This window comes from Colwellia sp., assembly GCF_013214175.1.
Lineage (GTDB): Bacteria > Pseudomonadota > Gammaproteobacteria > Enterobacterales > Alteromonadaceae > Colwellia.
This window is the reverse complement of record NZ_JABSPA010000001.1, coordinates 274,995-288,146: the sequence shown is the minus strand read 5'-3', so window position 1 is coordinate 288,146 and position 13,152 is coordinate 274,995. Positions and strand designations below refer to the sequence as shown.

Genomic DNA, 13,152 nt, shown 5'->3' with positions numbered 1-13,152 from the left:
AAAGTATGATCAGTGTATTTGATATGTTTTCTATTGGCATAGGTCCATCAAGCTCACACACAGTGGGTCCGATGAAAGCGGCAAAACTTTTCGTTGATGCGCTAGTTAAGCAAGAATTATTAACTAAGGTCGACAGAGTGAAATGTGAACTGTTTGGCTCATTAGGACAAACGGGCATTGGCCATGGCACAGGTAAAGCGGTCATTTTAGGCTTCACCGGCGAAACGCCTGAAGGCATTCCTGTTGAATCAATAGAAACTATTTTAGCGGAAGTCGTTTGCAGCCAAAAAATATCACTTAATGGTACTCATGAGGTTAATTTCCCCAAAGATGACGCCATTATTTATCATAGGAAAAAAACGTTACCTGCTCATGCTAATGCTATGACCTTATATGCTTATCAAAATGACACCTTATTATTAGAGCAAACCTATTATTCCATTGGTGGTGGTTTTATTGTTGAAGCATGTGATTTTGAACAAGAAAAAGATAAAGCACTCTCTTTACACACCAATATTAAGCGACCACATGTTTTCAGCTCAGGTGATGAGTTATTAGCTTTGGCGAGTACTAAAGGTTTAAGTTTTAGTACTATCATGATGGATAACGAAAAGTGCTTAAACGATGAAACGATAATTCGCACTAAACTGGTCACCATTTGGCAAGCAATGAAAGACAGTGTTGAGCGCGGTATGAACACTGAGGGCATTCTACCTGGCGGTTTAAAATTAGCTCGCCGTGCCCCTGCGCTCTATCGCTCTTTGTTGGTAGAAAGATCTACCGATCCTCTTACAGCTATGGACTGGGTCAATTTATTCGCCATGGCGGTAAATGAAGAAAATGCTGCCGGTAGCCGAGTAGTTACCGCACCAACCAATGGTGCCGCCGGTATTATTCCAGCAGTATTATGTTATTACGATAAGTTTGTAAAACCGGTTTCGGATGATGACTGTGTTCGCTATTTATTAACCGCTGCTGCTATTGGTATTTTATATAAAACTAATGCCTCTATTTCTGGCGCTGAAGTTGGCTGCCAGGGTGAAGTAGGTGTTGCTTGTTCAATGGCCGCAGGCGCATTAACTGAAATTATGGGTGGTACGCCACCACAAGTAGAAAATGCCGCTGAAATTGGTATGGAGCATAACCTTGGTTTAACCTGTGACCCTGTTGGCGGCTTAGTACAAGTACCTTGTATTGAACGTAATGCTATGGGCTCGGTAAAAGCGATTAACGCTTCACGTTTAGCCTTACGCGGTACAGGTACACAAAAAGTTTCTTTAGATAAAGTAATCAAAACCATGTGGGAAACCGGTAATGATATGAAGACTAAATACAAAGAAACTTCACGTGGCGGTTTAGCGGTAAATATCATTGAGTGTTAGCCATTCCCTGCTAAAAATTGCATTAATTTGAAACATTCATTTAACGCATCAAAAAGCCCGAGCAAGTTATACTTGCTCGGGCTTTTGCATTTAGCGCTTTTACTTTATACCATTAATGACTAAAAGTTATACTGGTAACCAACAGAAACCATCATTGGTTTACCTACCATTACTGAGCCATGCATACGGGTAGATATGTAAGTTTCATCAAGTAAGTTATCCACGCTGAAACGTACTTGTTGATTGTCAGCAACATCATAACTTGCAACAAAATCAACTACGGTATGAGCGTCAATATTCTCTGCACTTGCGCCAACACCTGCTTCACTGCGCATTTCACCGGTATAACGAACCAGTAAGTTGGTGCGCCATTTATCGCCTTCTAGGCCAACAACAAATTGCAGTTGGTTTTCGGGTACGTAAGGGAATTCATCACCGGCGTTAACATCACCCCAAAAGTCTGATTCAAAGCTATTTAGAAACTCTGTTTGGGTATGGGTATAAGTTAAATCAATTGGCATGGAAATATCGCCAAGGTCAAATTCATAACCAGCTTTAAACTCGATACCGGTGATTTTTACCGCACCAGCATTATATTGCTCACCAATATTATCATCTTCACAATTTTGACTAGCGGTACAGTTGCCATGCATATTGTCATAATCAGAGTAGAAAACTAGCGCTTCGCCATTGAAAGCACCTTTAGCGTATCTTGCGCCTAGCTCATAGTTAATACTTTCTTCATTTGTAGCGTCTTCATTGCCTGGTGATGGTGGCGCAAAGCCTTTTTGTACACCACCTAATAACACTAAGTCATCAGTTAAATGATAAGTAAGCGCTAATGATGGCAATACAACATCGACTTCATTTTTCTTATATTTTGCTATACCTGAACGCTGTGGATCATCTTTACCCCAATCTTGACGTTCGATAACCATGTCTTCATAACGAAGACCGGCATTTACAATAAACTTGCCGACAGTCCATTCATCATGAACAAATAAAGCTAAGGCGCTGGCACTGTCAATTCGGTTTGAATCGGTACCTGGCTCACCCGAATTTGTTAGTGTCATGTTATAATCAGCATCTAACGAATACTCATCAACCCATTGATATCTGTCCATTTCATCTTTATGGTAACGAATACCAAACTTGACTTGATGACTGTTAAAGTCCGCATTCAATACCGTTTGAATGCCTTGTGATAAATAATCACGGTTATTGGCTTTAACATCTACATCAATTGACCCCGCCGCCATGTTGTCATGCTCTGCGGCGATTTCAATACCACCATCTCCTAGGCTTTTACCATCAACTTTACTGGTTTTATACCAATTACGGCTAAAGTCATTGTGGTAAACAGTAGTGCCTAAGTTAAAGCGATTTGATAAATCAATGACATGGCTTAACTGTAATTGCAGATGCTCGTTAGTCATCTTATCTTTTTGTGATGCTGAATAGCGGCTATAAGGATCTGAGTTAAAGTCAGCTTCCGTTAAACCCATATAAGTATCATTAGACTCTTCATCAGAGTACTTAATTTTAAATTCAATCTCTTGATAAAAAGTGGCATTATCATCGGTGTTATAACGAACCTTTGCCAAAATATCATTTTTAACAAAACCTGTGTCTTGGTCACTGTGGTTAATGTCTTTATAGCCATCGGCTTGGTAACGAAACACTTCAAATACCGAACTCAGGTTTTCACCTTTGCCGCCAATAACGCCATGTATTTTAGCAAAGCCATCTTGCCCCGCTTGTACATTAAGCTGGCCAGCTAATTCTTCTTCAGGAATTTGACGCGATACCATATTAATTACGCCACCTGTGGTGCGTGGACCATACATAGCACTTGAAGTACCTTTAAGTACTTCTACTTTCTGCATACGGCCGGCAGTAGGAAAATAATAAGCTGCCGGAGAAGCATATGGTGCGGGTGCCGCCAATACGCCATCTTCCATAATGGTTACTTTTTCACTACGATTTTGGCCAGTACCACGCATACCAATGTTGGCGCGCAAGCCATAACCGTCTTCTTCTAAAACATATACCCCTGGAATTGAAGTCAAGGTACGCATAATGTCGGTGTAATCGAACTTTTCTAAATCAGCTTGCGATAATTGATGAGCACTGCCGGGAATATTATTCACCGCGGTACTGTTGCCAAAAATAGTAAACTGCTCATCTACTGAAGTGTCCTTAACAGCATCGTCGGCGAAAGCTGTAGTAGATAAGGCACTGGCAATAACCAAGCTTAATAGCGTTGGTTTGAAAGATTTAATTGACACTTTTTGACTCCAAATATTTGTTGAATATCGTCTTAAATATGGTGTTATGAATTTATATTGCGCGCATTTAATCACGAGGAATAATACGAATCAATACCATTTAGAAGCCTATTAACAATCTATTACAACTGATGCCAATCAATTTGATTTAGCTCAATAAAAAGCCCCAACAATTTTTATTATTGGGGCTTTTTATTAATCTAACTTAATTACTCATCGTATTACACTGCTTGGTACACTCCTTGTTACTAAGATGTAATGTTCTTCATTTCGCCGAATAATAAATAGTTATGCAGCTTTATCAAGCTCAATACTTTTCTTTTCTGAACTTGTTGGATAAGTAAATAATACTCGCAGCTTGGCTTTGAACCCTTGAGCCTTACCTGCCGTTTTAAACATATAAAGCCATTGATGGAAGCTAATGAAGAATGGATTATTTGATTGAATTTGACCAATGATACCGTAACGACAAAGGCCATTTTTTTCCGAGTTTTCTTCCACGTAAGTGCCAAAGAGCTTATCCCAAATAATCAATACGCCGGCAAAGTTTTTATCTAAATAGGCTTTGTTAATTGAGTGGTGAACTCTGTGATGTGAAGGGGTATTAAATACTTTTTCAAACCAGCCCAGTTTATCAACAATTTCAGTATGAACAAAAAACTGAAATGCCAAGTTAAGTGCCACTACGGTAAACACAGTATTGGGATCAAAACCAATAATTATCATTGGTAGCCAAAAAATCCACATCCCTGCTAATGGATACATTAAAGATTGCCGAAAGGCGGTGGAGAAATTCATTTTAGTCGAACTGTGATGCACCACGTGTGCCGCCCACAACCAATGGATATGATGTGACGCTTTATGAAACCAATAATAGAGAAAGTCTTGTAATAAAAATGCGATAAAAACCGTGGTAATACTCAGTGTAATATCAAAGACGGCAAACTGATGTAACCAATAAAAAAACGGCATCAACAATAATAAAGCGATGGCATCTGAGCCTTGATGCATAAGTGCTAGGGCGGTATTGGTCAAACTATCTTTAATGTCATAACGATTACGATGTTTAACAAACTCATAAATAATAAAGGCTACAAATATTGGACTTAATGCCAACAAAATTATTTCAATGCTCATGCAGACTCCCCTGTTGAAGATCCTACCTTTAAAGCGCCTGCCGTTGCAGAATTCTCGACGGAAAAGTGCAGGGCTAATTTTTTCATGGCATTAACAATATCGCGCTCAACAAAAAACTTTAATAAAAAGTCTGGTAACCACTTAGGACTATTAAAGCTAATAACATAATCAAGTTGGGTAGTTTCGATATCAACACCTGGTGATGTAACTTGAGGCTTAACTTGAGGGGCTATATAGGAAGTCAGGCGAATATCGCCTTGATGATCTGATACTGGCCAGTTACCGATGATGCGATAACAAATATGGTCCTTAGTTGCGCTAATAATACGCTCTTCGAATACTATTTTACCGATAGAGATTTGACGAACAGCGCCCTTCCCACCCACTAATTCACCGTTATTTTCGTCTTTGACCTGTTTTATTTTGGCATTAAAAAAACGGTCTAACTTTGAATGTTCTAATAACGCTTGGTTTACTAGCGCTACCGGGGCTAAAACTTGTTGTGTCACATTAATGGTTATCATAATTCTCATCAAATAATTCGAACAGGCGTTTAATTTATTCAACCAGAGTTACACTTAAACAACAAGTGTTTATTTTTTATGCTGGGATAGCAGAACAATTTCTCAGCGCTGTATCCCCGATCAGATACCTCGGGAATGACAGTAACAAGTACTGTAGCGCCAGTCGTCATCTTCGAAGTGTCTAGTCGAAGATCCAGTTATTAGATACTTGGATTCCCGACAATAAACTTCGGAAATGACAACAAAAAACCCCAATAAGTAAACTTATTGGGGTTTTAGTATTTTCCGCAGCTTTAAATCAATAAAGCTGCAGTTTAACCTGTGCGATAGTTAGCTATTACGCGGCTTTATCTAACACCTGCTTAGCACCATCAGTATTTGGCTTAAGCCAAACTACCTTTTTAGTCGGTTTAGCGAAGTGACTAACCAAGCCAATAAAGAAAATAGCGAGTAACCAATAAAGTGTACTGTAATCGGTTTCTACCGGCTCAGCTTTAGCCTGCTCTTCCAGCTTTTGACCAGAAACTTGTTCAGTTGGTTGGCTTGCTGCTTCTGCTGGTGGCGGAACTTGTGGCTGCGCTAATGCTTGAGCCAGCGCTTCTGATAGTGGCATCATGCCAAAACCAACCGCTGCAGTATCCATATACTCATTGAATTTTACATTGTCAGTAACAACATCAAATTGCGTGGCAAGTTCAGAATAAGTTTCTACCATTTTCTTGATAGTAGCTTCATCTGCATCCCAGTAACCTTTACGAACTGCTTCAAGCATACGTTCAATGATTTGCGCTAAGCTTTCAGCGTTGTGCTCTTCAAAGAATTCACGCATATCCATTTGGTATTTATCTTCAACATATACTTCGAAGAACTCTTGCCATTGATCATCACGTATCGCTTCAGGCGTCATCACTTCCCAGCCCCACATGTTGTTCATGCGATCTAAGATAACCGTTGCGCCGGCATAACCAGAGTCTTGCATGGCTTTAATCCAACGTGGATGGAAATAACGACTACGCATTTCTTGGTTAACAAACTCCGCTAAGGTTTGTACTTTTAACTGATCTTTTTTACGTAAGTTTGATACGTACATTTCCGGCGTTTTACCATCTAAATGGCGTACTGCTAGCCCGATACCACCAAAATATTGGAACGGGTCATCGTTAGTCATTAAGGCATAAAGGTTGGTTGAACGTGAGAAAATAACAGCCTCAGTACCTGAAAGTACTTTTGAATATAAGCCCTGACCTTCACCTAAAGCATCACCAACATTTTCACTCCAACGCTTTTCATCTGAGCCATAAGCAAAACCCATTCGGTCAAGGTAAAGGTTTGCTAATTTATCATCAGTTTCCCAAGTATCCGAAGCTAACGAGCTGCCCGCTAAGCCAGTACCATAGTTGCCGGTTTCATTAGAGAAAATACGGATAGAAGATAAGTAATCAGCATCTTCTTCTGACTTGCCTTTTTCAAGTAGTTCTGCTTTTAAAGCTGTTGCGTGGCGATAAACAAAATTATTGTCTTCTTTCATCTTAGCCACTTTATCAATGGCTTTTGCTATCCATAACATCACATTAGGAAAAGCATCACGATATAAACCTGTGGTTGAGATAACCACATCGATACGTGGACGTTTAAGTTCGCTATAAGGAATGACTTCCGTACCAACAACATGGCCCTGATGGTTCCACTTAGGTTTTAAACCAAGAGCATGGAGGATTTGTGCTTCTAAAGCTCCTTGATGACGCATAGTTTCTAATGACCACAAGGAAAAGGCTAACTTTTGCGGAAACTTACCATGCTTTTCAACATAAGCATCAATGGTTTGGTTCATTAAGATAACACCAGCATCGTAAGCTTCTTTTGAAGGTACTTTTGCTGGGTTAAAACCAATAAGGTTACGACCGGTTGGCGCAGCTTCTGGGTTACGAATTGGGTCACCACCGTAACTGGTAGGAATATAGTTAGCATCGAGGGCAAACAATAAGTTTTGTGTTTCAGCTATGGCTTGGAAGTTATGCCAATAGGTTTTCGCTATCGCTAGATCAGCAACTAATTGTTCACCTAGATCAGTTACAGTCTCAGGGTGCTCTATATAGGCTTTTAATAATTGAAAACCTTCAAGAGCCGGTAGCTTTTTAACATTACGCTTATCAAACTGCTCAGTCGCAGGCACTGTCATGTTATTGGCTTGCTCATACTTTGCAGCACGGGCAGTAAAGTCATCACCCAACATTTGCAACATGGTAGTAAATAAGTGCGCGTCTTTTGGCAAATCACCAAAAACATGCACACCTAAAGGTTGGCTCATTTGTGCCAAGGCATTTAAGTGATCTTGTAATTTAGCAATATACTTATCAAAATCAGCTGCCATGGTCTCTGGCTCAATAGCTAAATCTTTTAACATATTTAGCTCTTGTGCCATAACTATTATGCCATCTTGAGTATTCGCTTTAGTTTTACCTTCAGATAACATTAAGTAATTGTTAATTTTTTCACTTAAGGTTGCTACTTCAGTGTATAAACCTGCCTTAGCAAACCCTGGCGTTAAGTGACTTATCATAGTCGCTCGACCACGACGTTTAGCCTGCATCGCTTCACCAACGTTATCAATAATATAAGGATAAAATACCGGTAAGTTACCTAGGGCTAAACTTGGCGCATCATACACTGATAAACCACGTTCTTTACCCGTTAACCATTCTTGACTGCCATGAGTTCCCAAATGAATATACGCATCTGCGCCGAAGGTTTCACGGGCAAATAAGTAGATAGCTAGGTAGCTGTGATTAATAGGTGTTTTAGTGCTGTGGTATAAGTTTGCATGTTCTTTGGCATCTTCACCACGTACACCTTGTGGCATAATAATCATATTACCAAGGTTCATTCTTGGGATAACAAATGACGGGATTGTTTCGCCGTTAATTTTAGCTTGTCGTAACATGCCGCTTTCTTCTGGCTTGCCCCACCTTGCAACAATAGGTTTAGTGACATTTTCAGGTAACGCATTGAACCAATTAAGGTAAGTGGTTAATGGCATATATTCAGCTAAGTCGAGGGCAATTAACTGCTCAGCATCTTCACCACGGTAATATGGACGTAATAACTTACCTGCTGATTCAATGATTTCTTTATGGCCTTTAACATCAACGTTATAGCCTTTTTCTTTCATTGCTTTAGCTATATTTTCAATTGACGTTGGTACATCTAAAAAGGCAGCACCAACATTTTTCTCACCTGGAGGGTAATTCCAAATAAAGGTCGCTATTTTTTTCTCGCTGTTTTTTATGTGAGCAAGATTGGCGTGATTATAGGCACGCTCAACTAAGGCATTTAATTGGTAATCAATAACCTTTTTCTCGCCATTATTATCAGCGGCGATAATTGTTGGATCGGCACTACCGGTATCTTCTGGCATGACTAAGAAAAATGGCGTTAATGACGGAGAAATACCGGCATTATCCGCTTCAAAGCTAGCTTGGTCACCTTCGGTGTAATTAAGAGCATGTAAAACAGGTACACCGAGCTTTTCAAATTCGCCACGACGTTTAGCAACAAAATGCAATGAACGGTAGTTGATCAATAAATCAACACGGTTTTTCGTCTTTTCCCCAGTAATGGTATTTGCAACACTGCCAGAGCTTTCAACAGTCAATAAATCAATAAAGTCCATTGGCTGGTCTTCACCTTCAAAGAAATACGCTAGCGCTTTAGCGCCCTTGGCTTCAAGGCCTTTGATCAGCGCATCAACAATTTGTTGTTGTTCATAGTCAACGACACTACGGTGAATACCAATGGCAATCACCGGTTGATTATCGCTAATATTTAAATGTTCAAAAAAGGCTTCTTCATCACTCGTTACCAGACCGGGGAAATCATAATGGTATAAACCGACATTTGGCACAATAATGGGCGCTTTGGCGCTAACGGTCGATAGCTTTAAAAAGTCATTGGCAAGGTAAATCATCAAATTACCATAATTATCACGACCAGCATTATTGTAGTAACTGCCAATATTTTTGGCTTGTGCACTAGATAGCCCTTGGTTCATGGTAGCGTTTGCTAAATCACCCATAGAGATAACCGGCACTGACGAAAATTCAGCGGGATAACCTTGGTATTTACCAAACATATATTTAGACAAAGCAGGATTAATGCCATCAAGCATAATTAAGCTGGCTTTCGACCAAGCCGCTTTAATTTCTTCGTCCGATTTACCCTTGGTTGAAAAGTTAACTAACTCAAATGGCTGATCTTTGGCTAATAATTGTAATAAGTCACCTTTAGGCTTTGACGCGTGAGATGACATCATCAGTAATACTTGCGGCTTACTTTTGGTATTTGTTGGCTGTTTATCTAGCTTGGTAGCTTCTGCAGCAATACTGACATTGGCCAAGCACATCAGTGCAAAAGCCGTTAGTATCGGTAGTTGTTTTAGTATTTTTTTTATCATTATTTTTTTGAACCTATTTAGGCGTCGTTATTGTTAGGTCTAGTTTTTGTTAGGCTTAGTATCTTTTTGAGCTGTACCATTTTCTGGAACATAAACAAAACTGCCATCGGCCATGGTATAAGCAACACCAGCACGCATTCCTTCACCTGAGCCTACTTCGCCAGTTGATTTGTATTTTTTAATTTCTTTGCCTTTTTTAACAATGATTTCCATATTGGGTTTACCGGGATTTTTAATCACCGTGACATCTTCACTGGAAAAGGTGCTCAAAGGATTTTGCGCCAAAGCGATTAACAAGGCGGCAATGATCACCAAGAAAACATCAACCAAGTTAACCGCACTAAGAATAGGATTTAGCTCTTCATCTTCATCAAGAAAGCGCATTATGCGTTGCCTTTAATTTTTCGAATGTTAATTAATTCAACGGCACACCAGCGTTTTTTCACCGATGCAGGCCAAAACGTTAGCGATGAAATAACCATGCCCCAAATAACGGCAGCAAAGGCAATAATCAAACTTTCACTAATACCTTGGATATTACCATCGGCTAATGCCTGCAGTGCTGGTCCCATCGGGATCATGGTGGCAATCAAACCTAGCATGGGTGCAATTCGCGTCACTATGCGCAAATTTTCTAATTGCTTTAGCGCCACCACTTCTAATTCATCTTCACTGGCTTGGGGATTATTAATAAAGTAGTTATGGATAGGGTAACCATTATGTGTGGTCACCTTCGGCAAGTCTGCTTGGGAAATCTGGCGAACATAAGCCAACTTATTTTGCTTTCTAACTAAATACTGTGAGAAAAATCTTCCCAGGGCATAAATGGCATAAACCACTAACGAACAAATTAAAATAATAACTGGCGTCATCAAAAATTCTGATGTTTGCGCCATGGTAACTTCTAAAGATTGAATATTCACTGTGCTAAGTCTCTCCTAAAATTTAAGCTAAACAATTGTACAACTCCTGCAACCTTAATTCAAATAGTAATTATTCCCATTTAGATTTACATTTACGTTTATGATCTGTATGGTACTCGCCATAAATTAATAACAACCCCATTGATTACCAAACTGTTGTAGCAAGTAACAATTTTCTATTAGTTAACATGCACTAACACACTTGGTAAGCATACTTATTAGGAATACACCATGTTTATGCCCAAGCGCGCCCTGCTAGCCACCGCCATTTCAACAGCCATTTTTTTTGCACCATCAAGTTATGCTGAAGGTAATATCTATGACACTGTTCATAGTGACTTTGAAAGAATTGTTATTAGTGGAACTAAAACAGAAAAGCCGCTAAAGGATGTTGCTGGTAGTATCTCGGTAATTACTGAGCAAGACATTGAAAGACAACTGGTTACTGATATGAACCAGTTATTTAAATATGATCCAAGTGTGCAAGTAACTGGCAGTACAGGTGGCGCGCAAAATATTATCGTCCGTGGTATGGGCGGCGATCGTGTCTTGATGATCAAAGACGGCATGCGCATGAACGAAGGTTATGGCGCTAATGGTTTAAATGACATTGTTGGCCGTGGCTTCATTGAAACCGAGACTTTAAAGCAAGTAGAAGTCGCTAAAGGTGCATCATCTTCACTTTACGGCTCTGATGCCTTAGGTGGTATTGTGGTTTTCACCACTAAAGATGCTAGTGATTACCTTGAAGAGGGTGAAACCTTTGCTGGTAATGTTAAGGCAGGTTATACCGATGACGGTAAACAAAGCCACATTGGTACCACTTTTGCCCTAGCAACCGATGATTTCGAGCAAGTACTTAACTTGAACTATCGCAGTGGTGAAGAGACACAAAACTATGCAGGTACTAAACCTTCATTAGACATTGAATCAACGAGTATTTTCTACAAAGCAAAATACAACTTCAATGAAGACACTTACCTTAGCTTTACTGCTGATATTTGGAATCAAGACGTTGCTGGTGATGTTGCTTACGGTCTATTAGGTTACTTTAGAAACCTTGACGGTTATAACATTGTTGATGAAAACAGTGAAAGTGAAAAAGATAACCAGTCCTTTCAATTGCGCTTTCATAGTGAGTCAGCAACTGCCGTTTATGACATGCTCAATGTCTCGCTATATGTAAATAGCAGTGAGCAAGAAGATGTTGAATATGGTCAGATAGATATTGCTGCCAACCCGCACTCGCCAGCAGAACTTCGCGATATGTGGAAAACCTCGGTTTATAAACAAGAGACTGTCGGCTTCTTATCAAATGCAAGTTTAGCACTTAATGAAACTCACACTATTGGTTATGGTTTAGATGTTGAACAATCAACTTCTAGTCGTACAGAAGTGAAACTGTACTCAGTAGAAGGTACACCTAAGCCAGGTTACCCAAAAGAAACTGATAAATTCCCAGAAACTGATGTTTTTCGCGCTGGTTTTTTCTTAAATGACGAAATTTCTTTGTTAGATGGCAGCCTTTTAATTACCCCAGGAGCTCGTTTTGATATGTATGAAATGGATGCTAATGGTGCTCTAAAAGAAGATGGTACGACTTTTACTGATTTTGATGAAAACCATGTGTCATTAAGCATTGGCGGCTTGTATAAATTTACCGATACCATTGCCGGTTTTGCCCAATATGGCCAAGGTTTTAAAGTTCCCGCTTATGACTTAGCTTACATTGAACATGATAACTCAATGTATGGTTATAAAATTGTCCCTAGTGATGATTTAGCACCAGAAGAAAGTGATAACTTTGAAATTGGTTTACGTGGCCATACCGGTGATTTCTTCTTTTCAACGGCAATTTATTACAGTAAGTATGATAACTTCTTATCTACGGAGTTAATTGATATTGAAACCAGTATTAATCCATACACTGGCCAAGAAGCACAAGTACTTGTTTATCAATACCAAAATATTGACTCCGTGACGCTTAAAGGTATTGAAGCATCGGTACGTTATCACTTAAATGATAGCTTCTCAGTATTTGCCAATGCCGCTTATCAGGACGGTAAAGATGATGAAACCGGTGATTACCTAACTAGTATCTCGCCACTTTCAGGCATTACCGGAGTTAGTTATGAAGTTGATGATTTATTTGCTGAATTAATTGTTAACTGGGCGACTCGTATGGAAAAAGTGAATGAAGGTAATGCAGAAGTTGCTGGTTATGGCACGGTTGATTTCTTAACTAGCTACCAAGTAAGCGATGAATTTAGAGTTAACTTAGCGATAACTAACATTACCGATAAAGAATACGTAAGATATCTAAACGGCGCTGGCCACAAAGATATTTCGACTTTATCCGATGTTACTGAAGCGGGTCGTGGCTTCTCTGTTTCAATGCGTTACGATTTCTAGGCTTTTGAGTTAATCCAGTTGAGTTAATTCCAGCTT

Annotated in this window: 8 protein-coding genes; 2 read left to right on the top strand and 6 right to left on the bottom strand. The window is 39.6% G+C overall.

Annotation, left to right across the window (positions count from 1 at the left end; translation table 11 throughout):
* The first annotated feature begins 5 nt into the window (after window positions 1-5).
* Window positions 6-1,382, top strand: coding sequence for an L-serine ammonia-lyase (locus HRT55_RS01200; protein WP_291618225.1), 1,377 nt, complete (start codon window positions 6-8; stop codon window positions 1,380-1,382).
* A gap of 119 nt (window positions 1,383-1,501) precedes the next feature.
* On the opposite strand, the gene HRT55_RS01195 is transcribed toward HRT55_RS01200, so the two are convergent.
* The 6 genes from HRT55_RS01195 to HRT55_RS01170 all read right to left on the bottom strand — a co-directional run bounded on the left by HRT55_RS01195 (window position 1,502) and on the right by HRT55_RS01170 (window position 10,704).
* Window positions 1,502-3,670, bottom strand: coding sequence for a TonB-dependent receptor (locus HRT55_RS01195; RefSeq protein WP_291618224.1), 2,169 nt, complete (start codon window positions 3,668-3,670; stop codon window positions 1,502-1,504).
* Between the two features lie 288 nt (window positions 3,671-3,958).
* Complete coding sequence (locus tag HRT55_RS01190; RefSeq protein WP_291618223.1) at window positions 3,959-4,807, bottom strand: sterol desaturase family protein; 849 nt, start codon at window positions 4,805-4,807, stop codon at window positions 3,959-3,961.
* Entirely contained in the window at window positions 4,804-5,331 is a 528-nt protein-coding gene (locus HRT55_RS01185; protein WP_291618222.1) for an SRPBCC family protein, read from the bottom strand. The genes HRT55_RS01190 and HRT55_RS01185 overlap by 4 nt, the downstream gene beginning before the upstream one ends.
* A gap of 337 nt (window positions 5,332-5,668) precedes the next feature.
* Entirely contained in the window at window positions 5,669-9,781 is a 4,113-nt protein-coding gene (gene cobN / locus HRT55_RS01180) for a cobaltochelatase subunit CobN (protein WP_291618221.1), read from the bottom strand.
* Window positions 9,782-9,820: 39 nt separating this feature from the next.
* Window positions 9,821-10,165: a DUF2149 domain-containing protein gene (locus HRT55_RS01175; RefSeq protein WP_291618220.1), complete on the bottom strand. Its 345-nt coding sequence runs from the start codon at window positions 10,163-10,165 to the stop codon at window positions 9,821-9,823.
* Complete coding sequence (locus HRT55_RS01170; protein WP_291618219.1) at window positions 10,165-10,704, bottom strand: MotA/TolQ/ExbB proton channel family protein; 540 nt, start codon at window positions 10,702-10,704, stop codon at window positions 10,165-10,167. Before HRT55_RS01170 ends, HRT55_RS01175 begins: the two co-directional genes overlap by 1 nt.
* A 231-nt stretch (window positions 10,705-10,935) precedes the next feature.
* Here HRT55_RS01170 and HRT55_RS01165 point away from each other — a divergent pair, with 231 nt between their 5' ends.
* A complete protein-coding gene (locus HRT55_RS01165) occupies window positions 10,936-13,116 on the top strand; it encodes a TonB-dependent hemoglobin/transferrin/lactoferrin family receptor (protein ID WP_291618218.1) in 2,181 nt (726 codons plus the stop codon).
* Window positions 13,117-13,152 lie beyond the last annotated feature (36 nt).

Coding starts and splice junctions, on each gene's coding strand:
- HRT55_RS01200 (WP_291618225.1), top strand. CDS start 6: ATGATCAGTGTATTTGATATGTTTTCTATTGGCATAGGTCCATCAAGC.
- HRT55_RS01175 (WP_291618220.1), bottom strand. CDS start 10,165: ATGCGCTTTCTTGATGAAGATGAAGAGCTAAATCCTATTCTTAGTGCG.
- HRT55_RS01190 (WP_291618223.1), bottom strand. CDS start 4,807: ATGAGCATTGAAATAATTTTGTTGGCATTAAGTCCAATATTTGTAGCC.
- HRT55_RS01185 (WP_291618222.1), bottom strand. CDS start 5,331: ATGATAACCATTAATGTGACACAACAAGTTTTAGCCCCGGTAGCGCTA.
- HRT55_RS01165 (WP_291618218.1), top strand. CDS start 10,936: ATGTTTATGCCCAAGCGCGCCCTGCTAGCCACCGCCATTTCAACAGCC.
- cobN (WP_291618221.1), bottom strand. CDS start 9,781: ATGATAAAAAAAATACTAAAACAACTACCGATACTAACGGCTTTTGCA.